General features: G+C 54.9%; 21 protein-coding genes. 16 read left to right on the top strand and 5 right to left on the bottom strand.

Annotated features, from left to right (window positions below):
- The coding region (locus J2T37_RS09845; protein ID WP_253355479.1) for a beta strand repeat-containing protein at positions 1-1,994 on the bottom strand (1,994 nt) is incomplete at its 3' end.
- Between the two features lie 38 nt (positions 1,995-2,032).
- A complete protein-coding gene (locus J2T37_RS09850) occupies positions 2,033-2,941 on the bottom strand; it encodes an OmpA family protein (RefSeq protein ID WP_253355482.1) in 909 nt (302 codons plus the stop codon).
- A gap of 759 nt (positions 2,942-3,700) precedes the next feature.
- Between J2T37_RS09850 and J2T37_RS09855 the strand changes: the two genes are divergently transcribed.
- From J2T37_RS09855 to J2T37_RS09865, 3 genes are all read left to right on the top strand, one after another.
- Entirely contained in the window at positions 3,701-5,890 is a 2,190-nt protein-coding gene (locus tag J2T37_RS09855; protein WP_253355484.1) for a capsular polysaccharide biosynthesis protein, read from the top strand.
- A 216-nt stretch (positions 5,891-6,106) separates the two neighbouring features.
- Positions 6,107-7,363: a capsule biosynthesis protein gene (locus tag J2T37_RS09860; protein WP_253355486.1), complete on the top strand. Its 1,257-nt coding sequence runs from the start codon at positions 6,107-6,109 to the stop codon at positions 7,361-7,363.
- Positions 7,364-7,498: 135 nt separating this feature from the next.
- Entirely contained in the window at positions 7,499-8,944 is a 1,446-nt protein-coding gene (locus J2T37_RS09865) for a tetratricopeptide repeat protein (protein ID WP_253355488.1), read from the top strand.
- A 35-nt stretch (positions 8,945-8,979) separates the two neighbouring features.
- On the opposite strand, the gene J2T37_RS09870 is transcribed toward J2T37_RS09865, so the two are convergent.
- Positions 8,980-10,503 carry an ABC transporter permease gene (locus J2T37_RS09870; protein ID WP_253355490.1) on the bottom strand — a complete coding sequence of 508 codons (1,524 nt, stop codon included), beginning with the start codon at positions 10,501-10,503 and terminating at the stop codon, positions 8,980-8,982.
- Between the two features lie 424 nt (positions 10,504-10,927).
- Between J2T37_RS09870 and J2T37_RS09875 the strand changes: the two genes are divergently transcribed.
- The 4 genes from J2T37_RS09875 (at position 10,928) to J2T37_RS09890 (ending at position 16,253) form a co-directional block, all read left to right on the top strand.
- Positions 10,928-11,932, top strand: coding sequence for a quinone-dependent dihydroorotate dehydrogenase (locus J2T37_RS09875; RefSeq protein ID WP_253355492.1), 1,005 nt, complete (start codon positions 10,928-10,930; stop codon positions 11,930-11,932).
- Between the two features lie 218 nt (positions 11,933-12,150).
- The gene (locus J2T37_RS09880; RefSeq protein WP_253355495.1) at positions 12,151-12,579 is read left to right on the top strand and encodes a Dps family protein; all 429 of its coding nucleotides are present in this window, start codon (positions 12,151-12,153) and stop codon (positions 12,577-12,579) included.
- 121 nt (positions 12,580-12,700) lie between these two features.
- On the top strand, positions 12,701-15,502 hold the full coding sequence (gene polA, locus J2T37_RS09885; protein WP_253355497.1) for a DNA polymerase I: 2,802 nt from the start codon (positions 12,701-12,703) through the stop codon (positions 15,500-15,502).
- Positions 15,503-15,533: 31 nt separating this feature from the next.
- On the top strand, positions 15,534-16,253 hold the full coding sequence (locus J2T37_RS09890) for a hypothetical protein (RefSeq protein WP_253355499.1): 720 nt from the start codon (positions 15,534-15,536) through the stop codon (positions 16,251-16,253).
- Between the two features lie 58 nt (positions 16,254-16,311).
- Here J2T37_RS09890 and J2T37_RS09895 read toward each other — a convergent pair whose 3' ends face one another.
- The gene (locus J2T37_RS09895; RefSeq protein ID WP_253355501.1) at positions 16,312-16,845 is read right to left on the bottom strand and encodes an alpha/beta hydrolase; all 534 of its coding nucleotides are present in this window, start codon (positions 16,843-16,845) and stop codon (positions 16,312-16,314) included.
- A 24-nt stretch (positions 16,846-16,869) separates the two neighbouring features.
- Entirely contained in the window at positions 16,870-17,646 is a 777-nt protein-coding gene (locus J2T37_RS09900) for an exodeoxyribonuclease III (RefSeq protein WP_253355503.1), read from the bottom strand.
- A gap of 176 nt (positions 17,647-17,822) precedes the next feature.
- Between J2T37_RS09900 and pyrE the strand changes: the two genes are divergently transcribed.
- The 9 genes from pyrE (at position 17,823) to J2T37_RS09945 (ending at position 25,606) form a co-directional block, all read left to right on the top strand.
- Positions 17,823-18,464, top strand: a complete 642-nt coding sequence (gene pyrE / locus J2T37_RS09905) for an orotate phosphoribosyltransferase (protein WP_253355505.1) — start codon at positions 17,823-17,825, stop codon at positions 18,462-18,464.
- Between the two features lie 155 nt (positions 18,465-18,619).
- On the top strand, positions 18,620-19,003 hold the full coding sequence (locus tag J2T37_RS09910) for an MJ0042-type zinc finger domain-containing protein (RefSeq protein WP_253355507.1): 384 nt from the start codon (positions 18,620-18,622) through the stop codon (positions 19,001-19,003).
- Positions 19,000-20,331 (top strand): amino-acid N-acetyltransferase, encoded by a 1,332-nt coding sequence (gene argA / locus J2T37_RS09915; protein WP_253355510.1) that lies wholly within the window; start codon positions 19,000-19,002, stop codon positions 20,329-20,331. The genes J2T37_RS09910 and argA overlap by 4 nt, the downstream gene beginning before the upstream one ends.
- Before the next feature lie 191 nt (positions 20,332-20,522).
- Complete coding sequence (locus tag J2T37_RS09920) at positions 20,523-20,786, top strand: hypothetical protein (protein WP_253355511.1); 264 nt, start codon at positions 20,523-20,525, stop codon at positions 20,784-20,786.
- A gap of 129 nt (positions 20,787-20,915) precedes the next feature.
- Entirely contained in the window at positions 20,916-21,185 is a 270-nt protein-coding gene (locus tag J2T37_RS09925; protein WP_253355512.1) for an oxidative damage protection protein, read from the top strand.
- Between the two features lie 300 nt (positions 21,186-21,485).
- Positions 21,486-22,391, top strand: a complete 906-nt coding sequence (menA, locus tag J2T37_RS09930) for a 1,4-dihydroxy-2-naphthoate octaprenyltransferase (protein ID WP_253355513.1) — start codon at positions 21,486-21,488, stop codon at positions 22,389-22,391.
- An 80-nt stretch (positions 22,392-22,471) separates the two neighbouring features.
- Positions 22,472-23,155, top strand: coding sequence for a Bax inhibitor-1 family protein (locus tag J2T37_RS09935; RefSeq protein WP_253355514.1), 684 nt, complete (start codon positions 22,472-22,474; stop codon positions 23,153-23,155).
- Between the two features lie 119 nt (positions 23,156-23,274).
- Complete coding sequence (gene coaD / locus J2T37_RS09940) at positions 23,275-23,784, top strand: pantetheine-phosphate adenylyltransferase (protein WP_253355515.1); 510 nt, start codon at positions 23,275-23,277, stop codon at positions 23,782-23,784.
- Positions 23,785-24,103: 319 nt separating this feature from the next.
- On the top strand, positions 24,104-25,606 hold the full coding sequence (locus J2T37_RS09945; RefSeq protein ID WP_253355516.1) for a hypothetical protein: 1,503 nt from the start codon (positions 24,104-24,106) through the stop codon (positions 25,604-25,606).
- The last annotated feature ends 302 nt before the right edge of the window (positions 25,607-25,908 follow it).

Genomic DNA, 25,908 nt, shown 5'->3' on the forward strand with positions numbered 1-25,908 from the left:
GTGTCGCTGTCAGCAGTCACGGTGCTGTCGGTGCTGCTGTCCACAGCATCCAACTCCGCTGTGTCGGTGTCGGTCACGGTCTCGCCGTTGTTGTCTACCACGGCGGTGTCCACGGTGATGTCGCCATCGGTCAGCTCGCCGGCGTCGGCGGTCACGCTGTAGGTGCCGTCGCTCGCCACGGTCGCGGTCGCGGTGACGCTGTTGCCCTCAGAGTCGGTCAGGGTCAGGGTCACGGTTTGACCGGCGGCTACGTCGGTGGTGCTGCCGGTAATCACAACGTCGCTGCTGTCTTCGGTGGTGGTCACTGTGCTGTCTACGCCGCCCTCGGTTTGATCCAGGGTCACGGTGTCGCTGTCGGTTACCGGGTTGCCGTTGTTGTCGGTGGTCTCGGTATCGACAGTCACGGTGCCGTCGTTCAAGTCGGAGGTGTCTGCGGTCACGCTGTAGCTGCCGTCTGAAGCAACGGTCGTGGTCGCAGTAACGGTATTGCCTTCGCTGTCGGTCACGGTCACGGTCACGGTTTCGCCGGTCGCTACGTCGGTGGTCGAGCCGGTCACGGTCACGCTGTCGGTGTCGCTGTCAGCAGTCACGGTGCTGTCGGTGCTGCTGTCCACAGCATCCAACTCCGCTGTGTCGGTGTCGGTCACGGTCTCGCCGTTGTTGTCGGTGGTCTCGGTATCGACAGTCACGGTACCGTCAGTCAAATCACTGGTATCCACAGTGACAGAGTAAGTGCCGTCTGAAGCCACGGTGGTGGTGGCAGTTACAGTGTTGCCTTCGCTGTCAGTAATGGTCAATGTAACGGTGGTACCCGCAGCCACGTCGGTGGTGCTGCCGGTGATGGCTACACTGTCGGTGTCGCTGTCGGCAGTGGCGGTGGTGTCGGTCGCACCTCCGCTTTGATCCAATTCAACGGTATCCGCATCGGTCACGGTATTGCCGTTGTTGTCGGTGGTCTCGGTATCGACAGTCACAGTACCGTCAGTCAGGTCGCTGGTATCCACAGTCACTGAGTAAGTGCCGTCACTCGCCACGGTGGTGGTGGCGGTCACGGTATTGCCTTCGCTGTCGGTAATGGTCAATGTAACGGTGGTACCCGCAGCCACGTCGGTGGTGCTGCCGGTAATACCAATGGTGTCATTGCTGCTATCTGGGGTGGCAGTGGTATCAGTTGCACCATCAACTTGGTCAAGCTCAACGGTATCGGTATCGGTAACGGTATTGCCGTTTTTATCGCTTGTTGCGGTCGAGGCAGTAACATCGCCATCGGTCAAACCGGAAGTATCGGCAGTAACGGCATAAGTGCCGTCTGAAGATACGGTCGCAGTAACGGTTACAGTATGGCCTTCGCTGTCAGCCAATGCGATGGTTACAGTCGCACCTTCGGATACGCTGGTGGTCGAACCGGTAATGTCAACGGTATCGGTAGATGAATCAGCGGCAACAGTCGAATCAACCGCACCAACGGTTGTATCCTTATGACTGCTGCTACTGCCACCTGCCAAGGCCGCAATACCGCCGGCCAACGCAGCCAAACCCAGCAGCCACCACGGATTGAAACACCACAATGCGCCAATTTCATCGCCGCCCAGCGCTTGGCCGGCAAACATTTCTTCGGCCAACATGCTGACGGCGTCTTCTGTCTGGCCGCTCTCCGGCACATACGGATAGTATTTGCCGTTTTCGTGCAAACCGATAATCAGGTTGCTGTTGCCTTCGGCATAACCTTGTTTGCCGTCAGCAGCGTAATAGCCTTCGATAATCAAATCAGGCTCGTTGATGTCTTCGCCTTCAAATGCGATGCACAAATCCTGACCAACACGTTTGGTCATGATGTTTTCCGGGCCGAAACCTGTGCCCTGGTCGATTAATTCGTAATTGACGTTTTTCTGCGCCTGAACGCGTACTGCTTCTTTGCCTTCCGTATTGAAATCAACAATTTTCAATGTTTCTTTAGCGTCATTGATTTTCAAAGTAATATTTTTACTGGCCATGATTTAAAACTCCGTAATTTTTGGTAAGTTAGTTGTTGTTATTGCTGTTGTTGGCGAGTGCCGAACAGTTTGATTTCAACGCGGCGGTTAGGCTGGTTGCAGGCTTGGCGGGCTGCGCGGTTTTTCTGTTTGCAACCGCTGACCAGAAGTTCGCTTTCACCACGGCCGATGGCTTGGATTTTGTCGCGCGCAACGCCGGATTCTGCGAGCAGTTGGGCGATGCTTTGGGCACGTTTTTCAGAAAGTTTTTGGTTGTATTCGGCTTTGCCGTCAGGGTCGGTATGACCGATGACTTCGACGCGGACGATATTGCCCAGATGTTGGCGGATATCGTTGGCAATGGCGGCAAGCTCGTTGCGGCCTTGGCTCAGAATGCTCTTACTGTCTGATTTGTCGAACGGGAACAATGCGGCTGCATTCAACACGTATTTTTTCAGTTCGCGCGGGGCGCAGGTTGATTCCTTGTCAACGCGGGACAAGGTGTTGTTTTGATATTTGTCGCCGTGGATTTCACTTTTGGCGGTTTCGGCGTCAACCGGCTGCAAGACGGCTTGGCCGGCTTCGTCATCCACCACGCGGAAATAAGCCACTTGGCCGTTGGGCAGCTCATAAGTCTGACCGCCGGTAGCTTTGCCTTCGTAGCGGTTGTCGGTACCGGTTACATACGCGCCGATGCGCTGCGGCTGGGCGCACACTTCCAGTTGTGAATAACCGTCTTGTTGCAGAGAGGCGTGGTATTCGCCGTTAACATAAATATTGACGGCTTTTTTCAGGTCTCCCGTCTCACCACGGAAGAAAACCAAATTGGTATCGCCTTCGGCGACTTGTTCTTGGACGGTATTGCTACGGAAATTCGTCCATTTCTCTTTCGGATAACCGGTATTGCCGCATGCGGTTACAGCCAAAACAAGAACTGCTGCGCTGATGGTTTTCAACATGGTTTTCATTTCAAATACTCTCTTTTATAAATTTAAAAATGGATATTTCGATTCATTCTTTTCATCAAGAGCCGTCACCCACTGCCGACGGCCTGTAATTCTTTAAAAAATTCAGACGGCATTTCCCGCATAATTTACTGCTATTTATGTAATCTAAATATAGAAACGCCATTCTTCAAATTGCATGATAACTGAATTTTCTACCTCCTATAATAGTTACCCTTTTCTCTATCCACAGCTTACACACCTCCTTTCCTTACGCTTACCCACTCATCCGAAAATCCTACCGACCATCCGGTATATTAACTTTATTTCACATAAATTCTTACGTCATATAATTTAGTATAATTACTGCTGAACTATGTTTTCTACATTTAAATTTATTGTGTTATATGCTCATTATTGCATTATTTTGTTATTAATAAGCTGCATAAATGTAAAAGTTTGTATGCTTTATTATTGCTTTGTTGTACTTTTTTACAAGGGTAAAAATCACGCTGATTTGCTCGGCGTTTTTATCAACACAAAATGACATTCAAATATTTAAATTTAAAAAAATTACATGACATTGTCAACAATTCTGCTATTTTAGATACAATACATCACTACGGTTCTTATCACCGTCTTTATTTATATGTAATGTAATTACATTAGAGATATTCATGTTCTACCCTTTCGTAACCTACCCACTTCCATTTAGAATGCCGTTTCAGACGGCCTGCCGCCCTTTTCTGCCAAACAACCCCTACTGCCATACTGAGACCCATTGTGAAAACCGCTTACATTCCTTCGCGCGGCATCCGCCGTATTCCGCATTTGGCTGCGTTCCTGCCTGAATTTGTCCTGCAAAAAAATAAAGCAGGGGCGCAGGTGGTGATGGGCTGGGGTTTGCGCCCGACAACCCGTCAGGCGCGCGCGTATGCGGCGCAGCAGGGGCTGCCGTTTGTGGCCTTGGAAGACGGCTTTTTACGCTCGGCGGGATTGGGGGTAACGGGCTGGCCGCCGCTGGCTTTGGTGGTGGACGATGTGGGGATTTATTACGACACCTCGCGCCCTTCGCGCTTGGAGCAGCTGATTTTGGCGGCGGACGCTATGCCGCCCGAACTGCTCGCGCAGGCGCGGCAGGCGGTGGATTTGATTTTGGCGCACGGTTTGTCCAAATATAATCAGGCGCCGGCTTGGGATGAGGCTTTGGCCAAGCGTTATGCGGTGCAAACGGTAGCGGGCGACCGCACCAACCTCAATAACAATAAAGATGATGGACAAGCCGCAGCCGTTTCAGACGGCCTGAATGTGGCAACACAGGCTGCTGCAATGGCAAGGCCGTCTGAAAATACGCCCAAACGCCCGTACACCGTGCTAATCATCGACCAAACTTTCGGCGACATGGCGCTGCGCTACGGCGGTGCAGACGAATCTACGTTTCAAGAAATGTTTCAGACGGCCTTGGCGGAAAATCCGCAGGCCGAGATTTGGGTGAAGACCCACCCCGATGTGTTGTGCGGCAAAAAGCGCGGCTATCTGACGGATTTGGCGCAGGGCGACAGTCGAGTGCGCCTGCTGGCAGAAGATGTGAACCCGCTGTCTTTATTGCAGCAGGTCAATAAAGTGTACTGCGTGACCTCGCAGATGGGCTTTGAGGCCTTGCTGTGCGGCAAGCCGCTGGTAACCTTCGGGCGGGCGTGGTACGCGGGCTGGGGCGTGAGCGATGACCGCCATCCCGATATGGCAGATTTGGCGGCACAAGGACGGCGTGCGCCGCGTTCGCTGGAGCAGCTTTTTGCGGCGGCGTATCTGCAATACAGCCGTTATCTGAATCCGAACACCGGCGAAGCGGGCGATATTTTCGATGTGATTGATTATTTGGCGGCGGCGCGGCGTTTGAATGACAAATTGCGCGGCGAAGTGTATTGCGTGGGCATGTCGCTGTGGAAACGGGCGGTGGTGAAACCGTTTTTCCGTGCGCCCTCATGCCGTCTGAAATTTGTGAAATCCGTGGAAAAGCTGGCGCAAACGGATTTTGCAGCGGACGCGAAAATTCTAGCCTGGGGCAACGGCAGACAGGCCGTTACGGATTTTGCCGCGCAGCGCAGTTTGCCGCTGTTGCGTATGGAAGACGGCTTTATCCGCTCGGTCGGGCTGGGCTCGAATCTGGTGCCCGCGCTGTCGCTGGTAATTGACGATATGGGGATTTATTTCAACGCCGAAACGCCCTCGCGCCTGGAGCATATCCTGCAACACCAGCACTTTACCGAACGCGATATTCAGACGGCCTTGTCGCTGCAAAACGCGCTGACCGAGGGCAACATCAGCAAATACAATGTCGGCAGTGCCGCGTTTACCGCGCCGGAGACGGATAAAACGGTGATTTTGGTGCCCGGGCAGGTGGAGGACGACGCTTCCATCCGCTACGGTTCGCCGAAAATCTGCCGCAATTTGGATTTGCTCAAAGCGGTGCGCGCGCGCCGCCCCGATGCTTATATTATTTACAAACCGCACCCCGATGTGGTCAGCGGCAACCGCACGGGGCAGATTGCGCCCGAGGACGTGGCGCGTTATGCCGACCAAACCGCCGCCGAAACGGATATTCTGACCTGCCTGCGCCATGCCGACGAGGTGCACACCATGACTTCGCTCACCGGCTTTGAGGCGCTGCTGCGCGGCAAAAAGGTGAGCTGCTACGGGCTGCCGTTTTACGCCGGCTGGGGGCTGACCGACGATGTATTGCCCATACCGCGCCGCACACGCCGTCTGAAATTGGCCGAGCTGATTGCGGGTGCGTTGGTTTACTATCCCAACTATATCCACCCCGATACGCGGCAGATGATTGATGCCCAAACTGCCGTTGATGTCTTAAAACAACAAAAAGCATTGCAAAAAAACAACATAAAGTTACAACGCAGCTTTTTGTCCAAGCAGCTCGGTAAAATCAAGCAATTATACCGTTCATTACGATAGCATCTTTCTCTCGGATGTCATGTTTTCCCGATATACTGATTCTATATTGCCGTCGTCGCTTTACCGCAATGAGCAATTAGGCGTATCCTAGCAGCCAAAAATGTCTGCCGTTTGTCCAAACCGGTTGCAATATTAAAAAACTACGCTTCTCTCTTACTCACCCCCGCCCGCTTAAGTTAGCTTATTAAGGGAAGCGCAACCTGATACATTACCCAAATGAACCGTCCCACCCCCAGCTACCTCCAAGAATTGGTCGAGACTGCCGACAACATCCTGCTGCTGCAAGGCTCCGTCGGGGCTTTTTTTCATCAGTTTGCAGCATGGCTCGGCAACGCACACGGCAAAAACGTCCACAAATTCAATTTTAATGCGGGCGACGAATACTTCTACCCAGAAGATACGCCCAACACATCGGCGTATCTCGATACCTACGAGCACTTCAGCACCCATCTGGGCAGCTATATTACCCACCACAATATCCAGGCACTGGTCTGCTTCGGCGACACCCGCCCTTATCATCTTTTGGCCAAACAGGTCGCCGAACAATACAACATCCCTTTTTGGGCATTTGAAGAAGGCTATTTCCGCCCGTATTTCATTACCTTAGAAAAAACCGGTGTCAACGCCTACTCGCCGCTGCCGCGCGATGGCGTGTTTTTTGAAGCACAATATCCGCTGTTGGCGGAGCATACCTATCACGCGCCCAAGCCCGTGCCCGGCGGTTTTTGGCCGATGGCAAAAAGCGCCGTCCGCTACTACATCGAGGGCTTTCTCAACCAGCGCAAATACCCCCACTATATCCACCACCGCGCTGATAATTTGAGCCACTACATCAAGCTATGGACGATGTCGGGCTTCAAGCGCCTATGCTATTGGCTGGAAGACATGACCCTGTCCAAACACATCGAAGCGGGTAAATTCGGCAAATTTTTCGTGGTGCCGCTGCAAGTGTTCAACGACAGCCAAGTGCGTATCCATTGCGATTTTTCATCCGTGCGCAGTTTTCTGCTGCACGTATTGACCTCGTTTGCCACCCATGCACCAGCCGACATCAACCTCATCATCAAACACCACCCGATGGACCGGGGTTTTGTCGATTACGCAAAAGACATCAAACGCTTTGTCAAAAAACATCCCCAACTCAAAGGCCGCATTACCTATGTGCACGACGTACCGTTGCCCGTCTTTCTGCGCCACGGTATCGGCATGGTGACGATTAACAGCACCAGCGGCCTTTCCGCCCTGATTCACAACATGCCCGTCAAAGTGTTGGGACGCGCCCATTACGACATTCCCGGCATGACCTTCCAAGGCCGCTTGGCGGATTTTTGGAACCACCCTACGCCGCCGGACGCCAAACTGTTCCACGCCTACCGCATGTTCCACATCAACGTGACTCAAATCAACGGCAATTTTTACAGCCGCGTCAACTATCCCGATTTTCCGTCTGCCCATAACCAAGAGGCCATCTGAAAACCGCCTAGCAGCCAAAACCCGCCGCATTTCAGACGGCCGTCCCGCATTTTGTCCGCACATGCCATTTCCATTAACGATAAATTACAAAAAACAGTATAATACCCGCATTACGACGCTTATCTCTTTCTAATAATGACCTCCGCCGCCCCCGAATCACTCTACCGGCAGGCGCAGCAGCATGCCGGGCGCGACCCGCTCGGTGCGCAAACGCTTGCCCTGTACCAGCAGGCCGCCCGTTTAGGGCATGCCGACGCCGCGTTCCAAGCCGGTATGATTCTGCTGGAACAGCAGGCCGGTTTCGACGAAGCCGCCGCCTGGCTGGAAATGGCTGCGGCGCACAAACACGCCCCCGCCGCGTTCAACCTGCTGCGCGTGCGCGAAGCGCAGGGCAAACCCTTCGGCAAACACCTGCAACAATACGCGATGCTGGCCGAGGGCGGCATGCTCCCCGCCGCCCTGCACCTGCTCGAATACTACGCCAACCACCACGACCCGCAGGCCGTGTATTGGGCGCGTTTTGTCGCGGAGCAAGGCCATCCCTTCGGCCAATATTTTCTCGCCCTGCATTATCATCTTGGCAGCGAACCCGACTTCGATCAAGCCCGCCGTTACTACCATTTAGCCGCCGAACAAGGTTTATCCGTTGCCCATTGGCAGCTGGGCAAAATCTACCTCCACGGTATCGGCACGCCCGCCGACACGGAAAAAGCCGTGTTCCACCTGACCCAAGCCGCCGAGCACGGCATTACCGCCGCCCAAACCATGCTGGGCGGCCTGCTTGCCGCGCAAGGCCGTCCCGACGCCCTGCGCTGGTATCAAACCGCCGCCGAACAAGGCGACGGCGAAGCCCAAGCTGCGCTGGCGCAACACTACCTCACCGGCACACTTACCGAACGCAATCCCGCCCAAGCGCTGCGGCTTGCGCGTGCCGCCGTCGAACACCACCATCCCGACGCCCTGCGTCTGCTGGGCGACATCAACCGCTACGGCTTGGGCATACCCGCCGACCCGCAAGCCGCGCAAAGCTACTACCGCCAGTCCACCGAGCTGGGCAACAGCGCCGCTTTCCAAAAACTGCTGGCCGACGCCGCTTTGTACCACCCGCAGCAGTTTGAGCAAATCAAACAAGCCGCCCTGCTGCGCCAAAAAATCGAGCAGACCTACCAAACTGCTCTCTCACTCCACCAAGGGCGCGGTCAGACCGCCGACTACACCCGCGCGCGCAAGCTCTACCTCGAAGCCGCCGAATACCAGCATGGCGGCGCCGCCGCGCAACTGGGCATGATGTATTACTACGGCCAGGGCGTTCCCGCTGCGCCGAAAAACGCCGCCTACTGGTTCGAGTTGGCCGCCGAACAAGGCGACAGCACTGCGCAATACCATTTGGCGCGGATGTACTACTACGGCCAAGGCGTTCCCCTCAATCTTCCTTTGGCCTGCTATTGGCTGGAAGCCGCCATCGCAGGCGGTTACGAAGACCCCGAAGCGTTCAAGCATTTGCTAGCGCAATGGCAAAAGGAAATGGCGCAGGAGAATACCCGCAGACAGACGGCGGAATCCGAACACTCGGAAGCGTAAAATACACGCAGGCCGTCTGAAAATATAAAATTTTTTCAGACGGCCTTTTCCCTCTCATCCAAACACAAAAACACCGCCAGCGCCAAGCCCATCAGCACCGCCGTCAACACCATCGCCCGCGCGTAATTGTCTGCGCCCGCCCGCCCCAAATATTCATAAATCAAGGTCGTCAGCGTCTGCCATTCGGGGCGCGACAAAAACAGCGTGGCGGCAAATTCGCCCACGCAGGTGGCCGCCGCCAGCGTCAAACCCCGGCGCAAAGCCGGTTTGAGCAAAGGTGTGGTCACATACAAGGCCGTCTGAAAACGGTTCGCGCCCAAATTGCGCGCAGCGGCGGCGTAATTCGGGTGTAGACCGTCCCACGCCGCCAATACGTCTTTGGCCACAAAGGGATAGGCCAACAGCACGTAAGTAGCGATGAGAAGCGGCAGCGAAGCCGTCCAGTCGGGGTAAAGCAGCAACACGCCGAAGGCCACGCATACCGGCGACACCATAAACGGCAGAAAAGTTAGCGCCCTTACCCACGCCGCCCGTCGCGCCAAAGCCGCATGCGCCACGCCCAATACCGCCGCCGCGATGACCGCCAGCGCGGAAAAACGCAGCGTGTTCCACGCCGCCGCCAGCGTTTCGCCCTCCGCCAACACTGCCCACGACCCGCCTGCCGCCACAGCCTGCGCCCACACCGCCGCCAGCGGTAAGGCACAACACAGCAGCAACAATGCCGCCGTATAGCCCAGCAACATCCGTTCGCCCCAAGAGCGTGGCGCGTGCGGAGGCGGCGGCAGCAACGATTTGGCGGCAACGGTGCGGCGGCTGATGTGCGCATACAGCAAACCGGCTACGGCGGTTACCGCCAACACCAGCCACACCAATACCGCCGCCTGCGCGGTATCGAGTTCATACGCAATCAGTTGGTAAATCTCCACTTCCACCGTGACATAACGGCTGCCGCCCAGCAGCAGCGCCAGCCCGAAGCCGGAAAAGCAATAGAGGAACACCAGACACGCCCCGCCCGCCAGCCACGGCCGCAACACCGGCCATTCCACATAACAAAACCGCTGCCACGCGCCCGCGCCCAGAGTTTGCGCCGTCTGCAAACGCGCCGCCGGTACGTTTAAAAAACCCTGATACGCCGCACGTATCAACACCGGCAGATTGAAAAACACATTGCCGTAGAGCAGCAGATACGGCGTATCCTGCCAACCCGCCCACAATAGGCCGTGCGCGCCAAACAGCGCCAATACGCCCATCGCCGCCACCAGCGTCGGCATGACAAAGGGTAGCATTAAGAGCCGCAACACCAGCCGCCGCCCGATAAAGTCCAGCCGTGCCAACGCCCACGCCGCCGGTACGCCCAAAAGCAGCGTCACCCCGCAGGTCAGCGCCGCCTGAAACACCGTCCACAGCACGCGCCGCTGCATATAATCATCGCGCAATACCGCCCATGCCGCACCGCCGCCGTCGTAAACCGCCAGCGCAATCAGGGGCGCAATCACCATCACGGCGAGGAAGCCGAGCGGCAGGAGGGCAAGCAGGAAAGTAGCAGGTAAACGGCGCATGGTGGTTTTCAATGAAAGGTGTGGATAACAAAATTAAATAACGTGCGTTCGGGGAAAATATCCTGACAAAGTTTGATTTTTCAGTCAACCGCTCCCTCCCCTGTGGAGGAGGGTTGGGGAGAGGGCTAAACGCTTATGGTTTAAACAACATTTCATTAATCCCTCGATACGCCCTCTCTCTAACTCTCCCCCACGGGGGAGAGGACAGATTGCAGGAACACCCACCATTTCAGGCTGATTGATGCGTTTATTTTATCCCGAGCCTACATTTAGATAAAACAAATGGCTGAATCCCACATTCTACTGAAAATCGGTAAGGCCGTCTGAAACGCTGTTCGCCGTGCAGAAACTTCCTTTCAGACGGCCTTTCGCTGTTTTTCAGGTAAAATACGTGCATTTCCCCAACACTCACCGAAAGCACAATATGTATTCCCTCGCCCGCAACCTCTTGTTCAAAATCGACGCCGAAAAGACCCACCACTTTACCCTAGACAGCTTGAAAACCGTGCACAAACTCGGCCTGATTCCCCTCGCCGACAAGCGCACCAAGCCGACCAAACTGATGGGCTTGAGCCTGCCCAACCCCGTCGGCCTCGCCGCCGGTCTCGACAAAAACGGCGACTACATCGACGCGCTGGGTGCGCTCGGTTTCGGTTTTCTCGAAATCGGCACGGTCACGCCCAAGCCGCAGCCGGGCAACCCGCAGCCGCGCCTGTTCCGCGTGCCCGAATATCAAGGCATCATCAACCGCATGGGCTTCAACAACGACGGTATCGACAAGATGATTCAAAACATCGCTAAAAGCAGCTACAAAGGCGTGTTGGGCATCAATATCGGCAAAAATGCCGTTACCCCGATTGAAAACGCGGCCGATGATTACCTGATTTGTCTGGAAAAAGCCTACGCCCACGCCGATTACATCACCGTCAACATTTCCTCCCCCAACACCAAAAAACTGCGCGCGCTGCAAGGCGGCGACGAGTTGAGCGCCCTGTTGGAAACGCTGAAAAACAAGCAGGCGCAGCTGGCTGCCGCACATGAAAAATACGTACCGCTGGCGGTAAAAATCGCCCCCGATTTGGACGAGGCGCAAATCGCCGACATCGCCCATGTCGTGAAACAAGTGGAAATGGACGGCATTATCGCCACCAACACCACCATCGACAAATCGTCTTTGGGCAGCCATCCGCTCGCGGGCGAACAAGGCGGCCTGAGCGGTCGCCCAGTGCGCGAAAAAAGCAATCAGGTTTTGCAATTATTGGCCGAACACCTCGACGGCGCCCTGCCGGTTATCGGTGTCGGCGGCATTCTGTCGGGCGACGACGCCAAAGAAAAAATCCACCTCGGCGCAACGGCGGTGCAGGTATATAGCGGTTTGATTTACCAAGGGCCGAAGTTGGTGAAGGATTGTTTGAAAGCTTTGCGCTAAACGCACCTTAAGCAATCAAAAGGCCGTCTGAAATGCTGCATTCGTATCCACATACAGCGTTTCAGACGGCCTGATTCTTTGTTATGCTTATATTTTTTTGTTGTACTATTTATTTTTAATATTGTTCTATAACAAATTTCAATTAATCACCTATTTCCTTTCAACAGCCGTAGTTGTACTATTCTTTCACGTTCTTCAACCACAAAAGGAAAATTAAAATGAATACGGTAACTGTATTACAACAACTGCATGCCAGCGTCAAAACCTTCACCTTTGAAATGCAAAAATATCACTACACCGTTAAAGGCCGTAGTTTCTACATCCTGCACAAAGCCTTTGAAGACCTCTACAACTGGGGCTTCGATCAAGAGGATGAATTTGCAGAACGCCTGTTGATTATCGGCAGCGCCCCACTCCTAACCATCGAAGAAATCATTGCTCAAAACCAAATTACAGTCTTGGCGCCTGATGAGTTGGAAAATGAAAAAATGTTAGCCAACTTGAAAGCCTCTTTTGAAATTTTCTTACAACTAGCGCAACAAGGCTTGGAAACCGTCGGCGATGATACCGCTACTGATGCACTGCTGTCCGACTTTGTCGCCGATGTTGAAAAGCAACTGTGGATGTTGAAAGCCTATCTGGCCTAAACCAACCACCTGTAAGCACAGACAAGGCCGTCTGAAAACCGTGTCAAAAACACGCCGTTTTCAGACGGCTATTTCCTTTATAATCTCCCCATCTTTCATTATTTTTCAGACGGCCTACACCATGAACACACCCATCCGCACCCTGCTGCTTGTTGACGGCTCTTCCTATCTCTACCGCGCCTATCACGCGATGGGGCAAAACCTCTCCGCGCCCGACGGCACGCCCACCGGTGCGCTTTACGGCGTGTTGAACATGCTGCGCCGCCTGCGTGCCGATTATCCGCACGATTATTGCGCCTGCGTATTTGACGCCAAAGGCAAAAATTTCCGCCACGAGCTGTTCCCCGACTACAAAGCCACGCGCCCGCCCATGCCCGACGATTTGCGCCCGCAAGCCGAAGCGCTGCCCGAATTGGTGCGGCTGATAGGCTGGCCGGTGTTGGTGATTCCCGATGTGGAAGCCGATGATGTGATTGGTACGCTGGCCAAACAGGGCGGCGATGACGGCTTGAAGGTCATCGTCTCCACCGGCGATAAAGACATGGCGCAGCTGGTCAACGACAAGGTCACGCTGGTCAACACCATGAGCGGCGAGGTGTTGAACATCGAGGGCGTGCAAAACAAATTCGGCGTGCGCCCCGACCAGATCCGCGATTATCTGGCGCTGATGGGCGATAAAGTGGATAACGTGCCGGGTGTGGAAAAATGCGGCCCGAAAACCGCCGTCAAATGGCTGGATGCCTACGGCTCGCTGCAAGGCGTGATGGATCACGCCGCCGACATCAAAGGCAAAGTCGGCGAACACCTTCAGACGGCCTTGCCGCAGCTGCCGCTCTCTTACGAACTCGTCACCATCAAAACCGATTTGGATTTGCACGGCGAGCTGCCCGAAGGCCTCGACAGCCTGCGCCGCCGCAGCCCGAATTGGGCGCAGCTGGTCAGCGAATTCAAACGCTACGGCTTCCGTACCTGGCTCAAAGAAGCGGAAAAACAGATGCACGAAAACCACAACTCCGACCTTTTTGGCGCGAAGCATATCGGCGAACAGGCGGCGTTGGATGCTTTGTCTGCCCCCGCCGGGCAAATCATTGAAATACCCGAGCCGCCGAAAACCTTAAACTACCAAGCCATTACCACCGAAGCCCAGTTTGCCGAACTTTTGGACAAATTGGCTCAAGCCGACACCATAGCTCTTGACACCGAAACCACGTCTTTAGAACCGATGAAAGCGCAGCTGGTCGGCATCAGCATGGCCTTCCAAGCGGGCGAAGCCGTGTATATCCCACTCGGCCACAGCCCCACCGCCGCGCCGGAGCAGTTGGATTTAAACGATGTATTAGGCCGTCTGAAACCGCTGTTGGAAAGCAATAAACTGAAAAAAATCGGTCAAAATCTGAAATACGACCAGCATGTGTTTGCCAACTACGGCATCGCGCTGGCCGGTATTGCAGGCGACGCCATGCTCGCGTCGTATATCGTGGAAAGCCATCTCGGTCACGGTTTGGACGAATTGTCCGAACGCTGGCTGGGCTTGCCCACCATTACCTACGAATCCCTGTGCGGCAAAGGCGCGAAAGCCATTTCCTTTGCCGACGTCGCCCTCGCCCAAGCCACCGAATACGCCGCGCAAGACGCCGATTTCGCGCTGCGTCTGGAAGGCCGTCTGAAAGCGCAGATGGACGGCAAACAGCTTGAAATGTATGCAAACATGGAATTGCCCGTCGCCCAAGTCTTGTTTGAAATGGAGCACACCGGCGTGCACATCGACAAAGACGAGCTGGCGCGCCAAAGCCACGAGCTCGGCAGCCGCATTCTCGAATTGGAGCAGCAGGCGTATGAAGCGGCCGGGCAGCCGTTCAACCTCAACTCGCCCAAGCAGTTGCAGGAAATCCTGTTCGGCAAAATGGGCATTCCCACCAAAGGCCTGAAAAAAACCGCCTCGGGCGGCATTTCTACCAATGAAGCCGTGTTGGAGCAGCTCGCGCCCGATTACCCGCTGCCGAAAATCATCTTGGAAAACCGCAGCCTGTCCAAGCTCAAATCCACCTACACCGACAAGCTGCCCGAAATGATTAACCCGCAGACCGGCCGCGTGCACACCAACTACGCCCAGGCCGTCGCCATTACCGGCCGCTTGGCGAGCAACAACCCCAACCTGCAAAACATCCCCATCCGCACGCCCGAAGGCCGCCGCGTGCGCCGCGCCTTTACTGCGCCGGCGGGCAAAACCATCATATCCGCCGACTACTCGCAAATCGAGCTGCGCATTATGGCGCACCTCTCCGGCGACAAAACCCTGATTGAAGCCTTCCGCCACGGCGAAGACATCCACCGCCGCACCGCCGCCGAAGTGTTCGGCGTTGCGCCCGAGCAGGTCACATCCGACCAACGCCGCTACGCCAAAACCATCAACTTCGGCCTGATTTACGGCATGGGGCAATACGGCCTCGCCAAGGCACTGGGCATTGACAATATTTCCGCCAAAAACTTTATCGACCGCTACTTCGCCCGCTACCCCGGCGTAGCCGAATACATGCAGCGCACCAAAGACCAGGCCGCGCAACAAGGCTACGTCGAAACCCTGTTCGGCCGCCGCCTGTATCTGCCCGACATCCACGCCAAAAACGCCAACGCCCGCTCCGGCGCCGAACGCGCCGCCATCAACGCCCCCATGCAAGGCACGGCCTCGGATTTGATTAAGCGGGCAATGGTAGATGTATCCGATTGGTTATCTTCAGACGGCCTCGAAAGCAAACTGATTTTGCAGGTGCATGACGAATTGGTGTTGGAAGCTGCCGATTCGGAACTGGAGATGATTCGGGAGAAACTGCCGCAGATTATGGCTAAGGTGGACGGCGGATTATTGGCCGTGCCGCTGGTGGCGGAAGTGGGCGCGGGGGAGAATTGGGAAGAGGCGCATTGAGATTTTTATTTCTTAACTTAAGGAGAATTAAATGAAAAAAGACTTAACTGCATCAGTTTTTGAGCGTCAGAATATTTTAAATAATCCATATGCCTTAGAACAAATGAAAACACATCTTCATCTAGATGGCACCTTTTTTGATGGAGATATATTCTTTACAAAGCAACAGGTTATGGATTTATTTGAAGTAGCTGATGCGACTATTGAAAGATACTTATCTAATTATGGAGATGAATTAAAACAAAGTGGATACCGAATTTTAAAATCTAAAAGTTTAAGAGAATTCAAAGAATTATCTAATGGTTCCCTCATTAATGAGGGAACCAAAACTAGTGTACTGGGGGTTTTTTCTTTCCGCTCGGTCTTAAATTTGGGGATGCTTTTAACAGATAGTGAACCTGCTCGTTTACTACGTTCGCGCATTTTAGATATTGTGCTAGATGTCATGTCTGAGCGTGCTGGGGGACATACAAAGCTTATTAATCAACGTGATTCTAACTATTTAGTTGCAGCTTTTCAAGAAGAAAACTATCGAAAACAATTTACTAATGCATTAGACCTGTATGTTGATGGAAATCAATGGAAATATGCTAGGTTTACTAATCTCATCTATCAAAGTATTTTTAGAGAGAATGCGACAGAGTACAAAAAAATACTTAATTTGGCAGCCAATGACAAAATTAGAGAAACCATGTACTCAGAAGTGCTAAATTTAATTGCCAGTTTTGAATCAGGAAATGTGCATAATTAACCGTGTTTGATGTTACTGACCGACGGGTTGGCAACACAGTTGCTACGCCGTTCCCCCTTTACCCGCTCAACAACATTTCCTGCATTAATTTCATGCCCCACTGCCAGCCGCCCAAGTTTCCATTCAGACGGCCTTGGTGCGGCGACACCAGCAGCCGCGCCTGCCACAGCCGCGCTTTTTCCTGCGCCCACTCAAGCGGGTAATCGCCGCTCTCCCCTACCACCAGCGCCGCACGGCACGGGCAACGCGCCCGTTGCAGCGTATGCACCGCGTCGTCGGGAAAAGCCTGCAGCAGCGGCGACACCAAAATCAGATTGCACAGCCGTTTTTGCGCCAAAATATCTGCCTGATACAGCCACGCAAGCAGTGCCGACACGCCCGCACCGTGCGCTACCGCCGCCACCTGCCTGCCGTGTATGCCCGCAAAGGCCGTCTGAACCGCCGCCTGCCAATCGACAATACTTTGCGTGCGCGACACCTGCACCAACGCCACCGTCGGATAGCTTACCGCCCAGCGGTCCATCCACATTTCCGGCTCGTCGGCATCACGCACCAGCAACAGGGTTAAGTCTTCAAGGTCATGCATGTTCATGAATCAAGTTCTTTTCAGACGGCCTCACACCGAATAATCATATTCCACCACCAGCGGCGCATGGTCAGAGAATTTTTCGTCTTTATACACTTGCGCCGACAGCGCTTTTTGCGCCAAGTCGGGCGTGACCATTTGGTAGTCGATACGCCAGCCCACGTCTTTGGCGTAGGCTTGACCTCGGTTGCTCCACCAAGTATAGCCCGGCTCTTCAGGATAGAGCGTGCGCCACATATCGACCCAGCCGAGCTTGTAGATGACTTTGCCGATCCATTCGCGCTCTTCGGGCAGGAAGCCGGAATTTTTCTGATTGCCTTTCCAGTTTTTCAGGTCGATGTTTTGGTGGGCGATGTTCCAGTCGCCGCAGACGACGATGTCGCGTCCTTCGGCCTGCATGGCTTCGAGCATGGGGTAGAACGCGTCGAGGAAACGGTATTTCAACGCTTGACGTTCGGGCGCGCTGGTACCGCTGGGCAGGTACAGCGAAATCACGCTCAACCTGCCGAAATCGCAGCGCACGAAACGCCCTTCACGGTCGAATTCTTCAATGCCCATGCCGATTTGAACATTGTCCGGCTTGTGTTTGCTATACACCGCCACGCCGCTGTAACCGCGTTTTTCGGCGCAATGCCACTCGCCATGCATACCGTGCGGATTTTTCATGTCGGCGGACAAATCGGCCTCCTGCGCTTTGAGTTCCTGCACGCAGACGATGTCGGCGCCGGAAGCGGCGATGTATTCGAGAAAACCTTTTTTGTAGGCGGAACGGATGCCGTTGACGTTGGCGGAAATGATTTTAAGCATGATGTGGTGTTGATGTGTCTGAAATAAAACGGCATTGTAACCGATTTTCAAGCATTTCCATGCAACGGCTTGGCAAACGTAACCATCGCTTTATTCAATGATTCAGACGGCCTTAACCTTTCCCCGACTATCCTTTATAATTCCGTCATTCCGTTTCCCTTTTTTGAAAGCCCAAAATGTCTGATTTCCGCCAAGATTTTTTAAAATTCGCGCTGGCGCAAAATGTGTTGAAATTCGGCGAGTTCACCACCAAAGCCGGCCGCCGGTCGCCGTATTTTTTCAACGCCGGTCTGTTTAACGACGGCGCTTCTACCTTGCAGTTGGCGAAGTTTTACGCCCAAGCGATTATCGAGAGTAAGGTGGAATTTGACATGCTGTTCGGCCCGGCCTACAAAGGCATTATTTTGGCGGCGGCGACGGCGATGATGTTGGCCGAAAAAGGCGTGAACGTGCCGTTTGCCTACAACCGCAAGGAAGCCAAAGACCACGGCGAAGGCGGCGTGTTGGTGGGTGCGCCGCTCAAGGGGCGCGTGTTGATTATCGACGACGTGATTTCGGCGGGTACGTCGGTGCGCGAGTCGGTGAAACTGATTGAAGCGGAAGGCGCTACGCCCGCCGCCGTCGCCATCGCGCTCGACCGCATGGAAAAAGGCACGGGCGAACTCAGCGCGGTGCAGGAAGTAGAGCAGCAATACGGCTTGCCGGTGGTCTCCATCGCCAACCTCAACGATTTGTTTACCCTGCTGCAAAACAACAGCGAATTCGGCGGCTTTTTAGCGCCGGTCAAAGCTTACCGCGAGCGTTACGGCGTGGCCTAAGCTGCCGTTTTGCCTGATGTTTTGGCTCAAGCAGCCGCTGCAAACCGTCTTTATCGGTTTTCCATGCCGTCTGAAATAACTTGCATTACTTTCAGACGGCATAACACTATAATAAAAAAAATCCTCATATTACATATTACGACGAGTAAACGATTATGCCGGCCTGTACCTGCCCCCACTGCCAGACCCGCCTGTGGGTTAAAGACGCCCAGCTCAACGTCGCGCAAGGTTTTGTCATGTGCGCCAAGTGCGAAGGGCTGTTTAAAGCCAAAGACCACGCCGACAGCGTGCAAGACCCCGCCGAGGCGGATACGCTGCCTGCCGCCGTGACCAATGTGCGGCTGGTGCACGACATCGGTACGCAGGTGCGCCAGCGCAAGCAGCTTTCGCGCAACGAAATCGCCGACTTGCTCGATGGCGTGACCCTTTCTTCCTCCACCGGAGCGGCCAAAAGCAGCGGTTTCAACTGGACCTTAGCCTGCCTGATTGCCCTGATTGTTTTGATTATGCAGCTCTGTTATCTGGTGCTCCTCTTATGAACACATCCGTCGGTTTTGTCCGCGACTTCCGCGAAGCCGCGCCCTACATCAATTATCTGCGCGGCAAAACGCTGGTCATCGGCGTGGCGGGCAGCCTGCTCGAAGGCAGTGCGCTCAAATTATTGGCGGCCGATTTGAACCTGCTCGCCAGCTTGGGCGTGAAACTGGTGGTGGTACACGGCTCGCGCACGCAAATCAACCGCATGCTCGAAGCGCAAGGCCACGCGCCGCGCTACTGCAAAGGCCGCCGCATTACCGACGAAACCACCCTGCAATACGCCAAACAAGTCGCCGGCATGACACGCAGCGACATCGAAGCCGCCTTGTGCAGCAGCATTTCGCAAACCCCGCAGCGCCATAAACCCCTCAGCGTGGCCGGCGGCAATTTCCTCTCCGCCAAACCTTTCGGCATTATCGACGGCATAGACATGGGCTACACCGGCGTGGTGCGCAAAATCGACACCGACGCCATCAAGCTGTGCCTCGACAACGGCGCACTGGTGCTCATCAGCCCCATCGGGCATTCCCCCAGCGGCAAAACCTTCAATCTCAGCATGGGCGACATCGCCGAAGCCGCCGCCATCGCCCTCAAAGCCGAAAAACTCATCTACCTCATTGAAGAAGAAGGCATTTTAGACCCGAAAGGCCGTCTGGAAACCAACCTCTCCGCTGCCGAAACGCAGCACATACTGGCAAGCGGCCAAGCTCTGCCGCAGCAAACCCGCCTGCTGCAATACGCCGTCAACGCCGTCGGCCACGGCGTACAGCGCACGCAAATCCTCAGCGGCCGTGAAGACGGCGCCTTAATCCGTGAGCTGTTCACCCGCCACGGCGCGGGAACATCCGTTGCCCGCGATTCCTTCGTGCGCATCCGACAAGCGCACAGCAGCGACATTCCCAACATCATGGCGCTGACCCGCCCGCTGGAAGAAAAAGGCATTCTGCTACCGCGCAGCCGCAAATATCTGGAAGAGCAGATTCACAACTTTTCCGTGTTGGAACACGATGAGCATATCTACGGCTGCATCGCCCTGAAAACCTTTGCCGACCCGACCTGCGGCGAACTGGCCTGCCTCGCCGTCTCCCCCGACGCGCGCGACGGCGGCTACGGCGAACTGCTGCTCGCCCACCTCTTCGAGCAGGCCAAACAGCGCCACATTCACAAGCTCTTCGCCCTCACCACCCACACCGGCGAATGGTTCGCCGAACGCGGTTTTCAGACGGCTTTGGTTGATGATTTGCCCGAAGAGCGCCGCCGCGACTATCTCAACAGTGGCCGTAACTCGCTGATTTTTATGTATCCGTTGACTGACGGAATTTTGGCATAAGCCGCCTCCCTCCTAATCATTAAAGGCCGTCTGAATATCATGCGATTTCAGACGGCCTTTTGTTTCCTAAAAGTTAATAGTCCTTTAACTAAAACCCTATTTATCTCCCCAAAATAAAAGCCTAGAATACGTTTCATCGGATGCAGACAACAACTGCTTGTTTGCAAAATATTTTTAAAGGACAAAACATCATGAAAAAAATCATCTTTACCGCCATCATCGCCGCCACCGCTTCTATCGCCGCCGCCAAAGGTGCGCCGCAACAGCCGTGGAATCACGCCAACGATGCAGGCCAAATCATCGGCTTGACCGAAGTGACTTATCCGACCACCATCCATTCCGCCAAACACGATGACCGTATCAAATACGCAGTTGCCCCGACCGGCGTTCGCGTTCCGGGTGACATCCGTTACAACGACACCCATTCCCGCTTGGCGCGTGACGGTGCGCATTAATTCCGGCACAGCCGCATAGTTGGCAAGGCCGTCTGAAACTTCCACCTGCAGATGTTCAGACGGCCTTTTCCATACCCGCCCGATACGTTAAAATAGGCCGTCTCAAACCCATATCAAAAGGAAACCGCCATGACCCGCATGGTTCACTGCGTCAAACTCGGCCGCGAAGCCGAAGGCATGAAATTCCCGCCGCTGCCCAACGAATTGGGCAAACGCATTTATGAAAACGTATCGCAAGAAGCTTGGCAGGCGTGGACGCGCTACCAAACCATGCTGATTAACGAAAACCGCTTGAGTCTGGCCGACCCGCGCGCGCGCGAATATCTGGCTCAGCAGATGGAGCAGTATTTCTTCGGCGACGGCGCGGACAGCGTGCAAGGTTATGTGCCGCAAGATTAATATGTGAACGGCAAGCGCCATCATATGAGCAAGACCGTCTGAAAACAGGGATTTCTTCTGTTTTCAGACGGCCTTGTTTTGCGGCTATCGTCGGCAGACCCACTAATAGCATAGCTGAGAAATTATATTTTACATACAGGTGGCTGAGCGTAGTCGAAGCCCTACCTTCGGCTTCGACTACGCTCAGCCACCTGATGTTTATATGCGTTTCAAAGTTTATATTAGCCATACTTAGCCGTATATCAAAGTATGCGCCGCCCAAACCGCTATAATGCCGTTCTTTATGCCGACTGTTTGCCCATGACCTTATCCCCCTGGCTGCAAGCCGCACGCCTGCGCACGCTGCCGTTGGCGTTGGCCGCCACGCTGTGCGGCTGCCTGCTGGCGGTGTTACACCACCACGCCGATTTTAAAATTTCCCTGCTGACCGTCGCCACCACCCTTGCCCTGCAAATTTTCAGCAATTTCGCCAACGATTACGGCGACGCGCAAAACGGCGCGGATTCCGCCCTGCGCCAAGGGCCGGCACGCATGAGCGCCAGCGGCAAAATCAGCCGCCGCGCCATGCAAACCGCGCTGGCGATAAGCGCAATCATCTGCTGCCTGCTCGGTATCGCCTTATTATCCACTGCCCTGCCCCGCTTGCCGGATAACGGCGGCGCAAGCTGGCTGTTGTGGCTGCTGCTCGGCGGCATGTCGCTGCTGGCGGCCTACCGTTATACGGCGGGGCGCAAGCCTTACGGCTACATCGGTTTGGGCGATGTGTCGGTCTTTTTGTTTTTCGGCTGGTTGGCGGTATTGGGCAGCGAATATCTGCACACAGGCCGTCTGAACGCCTTATCTTTCCTGCCCGCCAGCGGCATGGGGCTGTGGTGCGTAATGGTGCTCAACCTCAACAATATGCGCGACATCTCCAGCGATTTGGCGGCGGGCAAATACACCGTGGCCGCCCGCTTGGGGCTGCGCCGTGCCAAAATCTACCATACCGCGCTGGCGCTCGCCGCCGCGTTGTGCTGGCTGGCGTGGCTGCCGCATGAGTTTCACGGCGGCCTTCAGACGGCCTTACCATTCTTTATCCTTGCCGCTACCCGTATCCACTTGGTTTTTCTGAAAAATACCCCATCTTCGTCTAAGCTGGACAGGCTGCTGCCGCAATGGAGCCTGAGCGTTTTATTATGGGTGGCGCTGCTGTGGCTGGCCGTCTGAAATATTCTGCCTAAATTCATGATTTGCTGTTAAAATCATCTTTCATTTCTTTTTGAACACACATCATTGGAGCAAACGCCATGAAAAACGACGTTTACGACTACACCGCCGGTTCGGTACAAAAAAACACCGTCCTGCAAAAAACCTACCGCCTGCTTGGTCTCTCATTCATTCCCGCCGCAGCCGGCGCATTCATCAGCAGCCAAATGGGTTGGAGCCTGTATGCCATGCTGGGCGGCCGCTGGATGTCATTTATCGCCGTGATGGTTTTCTTCTACGGCATGATTTTCATGATTGAAAAAAACCGCTACAACAAAACCGGCGCCACCCTGCTGATGGTCTTCACTTTCGGCATGGGCGTACTCATCAGCCCGCTCTTGACCTACGCGCTGAATGTCAACAACGGCACGCAAATCGTCGGTATCGCCGCCGTCATGACCGCCGCCGTGTTCTTCACCATGTCCGCGCTGGCGCGCCGCAGCGGAATGAACATGAGCTCGCTTTCCCGCTTCCTGACCGTGGGCGCGGTGGTCTTGATGATTGGCATTGTCGCCAACCTGTTCCTGCAGATTCCGGCCTTGAGCCTGACCCTTTCCGCTGGTTTTGTGTTGTTCAGCTCACTGATGATTATGTTCCAAGTGCGCCAAGTGATTGACGGCGGCGAAGACAGCCACATCAGCGCCGCGCTGACCATCTTTATCTCGCTGTACAACATCTTCAGCAGCCTGCTGCATATTTTGTTGTCCCTCAACGGCGACGATTAATTTCGTTTTGACCTGACACAAAAGGCCGTCTGAAAATCCGATTTTCAGACGGCCTTTGCTTTGACATTCCCCGCCCCCGCCTTTATCCTGACGTTTTCATTTTCCCCACACCCAACACCATGACTATCCCCGCCCGCCGCGCCGTCTATGCCGGCAGCTTCGACCCGCCGACCCACGGCCATCTGTGGATGATACGCGAAGCCGCCGCGCTGTTTGACGAACTCATCATCGCCGTCGGCATCAACCCCGACAAACAAAGCACCTACACCATCGCCGAGCGCCAAACCATGCTCGAGGCCATCACGCGGGATTTTCCCAACGTCAAAATCAGCGTGTTTGAAAACCGTTTCCTTGTGCACTACGCCCGCGAAGTCGGCGCCCGCTTTATCGTGCGCGGTATCCGCACCGCCGCCGACTACGAATACGAACGCTCCATGCGCTACATCAACAGCGACCTCGCACCCGAAATCTCCACCGTCTTCCTTATGCCGCCGCGCGAAATCGCCGAAGTTTCGTCAACAATGGTCAAAGGCTTGGTCGGCCCCGAAGGTTGGCGCGACACCGTCGGCCGCTACCTGCCCGAGGCGGTGTATCAGAAAATTTTGCAGGATCACAGCGGCAAGGATTAAAAACAGGAAGGACGAAATAGCCACCCAAGACCGTCTGAACCCCCAAGCAATCCATAACATTTCCGCCAACGCGCTCCCTCCCCCGCGGGGAAGGCTAGGGAGAGGGCAAAACGCCTAATATTCCACCACCGCTTTCCCCTTATAAAAAATGCCGTCTGAAAACCCAACATTTTCAGACGGCATTCCCATTTAAATCCATAGAAACAAACCCCGTCAAACCTTGCCATTCCACCCCCGAACACCGTACAATCAACACATTGTTTCAAAACATTTTCAAAGAAATATCCAGCAAATATTCATACATAAAGGAGTTTCCAGAATGACGATGACCATCAACCCCGCCGCCATGCCCAAAATCGGCGAAGTGTCGCCGCGTTACCAATCCTACAACGTCGAAATGGTCGAAATCGTCGGCGGCACTTTTTGGAAACCCTACAAATCCATGCCGCACGATGCCGACGGCAAGCCCATCATCAACATCCCCAAACAAGAGCAGCACGACGTTTCCGTCAGAAACGACGCCCTCTATCAAAAGCTGCCCGAAGCCGACCTTGCCAACCCGCGCCTGCGTGCGCTTGCCGCCGCGCTTGCCCCCGCCTATATGCGCGTCAGCGGCACTTGGGCGAATGCCGTTTACTTCCACGACGGCGATACCCCGCTAAACCAAGCTCCGCAAGGCTTTGCCAACGTCTTGACCGCCAAGCAATGGCAGGGCGTGCTTGATTTTGCCCAAGCCGTTGACGCCGAAATCGTGACCTCGTTTGCCGTCAGCGACGGCGTGCGCGACGATAAAGGCGTGTGGACACCCGTAGAAGCGCAAAAAATCCTCGCCTACACCCAAACCCACGGCGGCAAAATCGCCGCCGCCGAGCTGTTTAACGAACCCAATATCCCCGGCGCGGGCGGCTGCATCCGAGCCGGTTACAACGGCCAAAATTTCGCCGACAACCAACGCGTGTTCCACGACTGGGCGCGGCAGCATGCCCCCGATATGCTCCTGCTCGGCCCCGGCGCCGTCAGCGCCCACACTCTCGTTGAGCTGCAAGACATGTCGCCCGATGCCCTGAGCGTCTCCGAATTAATGAGCGGCAGCCCCGCGCCGCAATTCGACGCCTACTCCTACCACTATTACAACGCCATTTCGTGCCGAATCAGCAGCGATACCGATTTGGGTATGAGCCCCGAAGCCGCCATGACCCCCGAGCGGCTTACCCAAACCGACCAAATCTTCGCCGCCCACACCGCCCTGCGCGACCGCTACCTGCCCGCCGCGCCCATCTGGAACACAGAAACCGGGCAAGCCGGCGGCGGCGACCCCTACGCGGCCACCTACCGCGACACCTTCCGCTACCTCTACCAACTCGCCGGCAACGCCCGCCACGGTCTGCATGTGCATATGCACAACACCCTCTGCGCCAGCGAATACTCGCTTATCGAGCAAGACAGCCTCACCCCCAAACCCGACTACTGGGCAGCCTGGCTGTGGAACAAACTGATGGGCAGCAGCGTCTTAGACAGCGGCACCCAACCCGAGCAAAGCGGCGTGTACCTGTTTGCCCACAACAGCAAACAGCATTCAGACGGCGTATGCGTTTTACTGATTAACAGCAGCAACCAACCCGTAAGCGTTAATCTGCCGCAAAACGCCATGCAATACACCCTCACTTCAGACGGCCTCGATTCGGCGGACGTATATCTTAACGGCCAACGCCTGTTTGTCGGCGCCGACAACATCCTGCCCGAATTAAACGGCTTGGTGGTAGAAGCCGGAGAAATTGACGTACCGGCTTACAGCCTCACGTTTTGGGTGTTTGGGCGGTAAGGGTTGAGATTGGGAAAATAGCAATGCCGTCTGGATGTTCAGACGGCATTTTTGATTGATATTGATAACGTCGGCGCAAGAAACCGCGCAAGCAGCGCCTAATCCTTCAGCAGCCTACTCCCTCCCCCGTGGGAGAGGGAGCGCATTCCCGAAACCCCAACCGTTACTACCATTACCCACATGCCAATTAAACCCCACACCAGCCACGCGTAGCAACTGTGTTGCCAACCCGTCGGTCAGTAACATCAAACACGGTTAATTATGCACATTGCAGGCCGTCTGACTTCAGGTAATCCCTTACC

The sequence above is a fragment of the Neisseria perflava genome (assembly GCF_024170405.1).
Classification (GTDB): Bacteria; Pseudomonadota; Gammaproteobacteria; order Burkholderiales; family Neisseriaceae; genus Neisseria; species Neisseria perflava_B.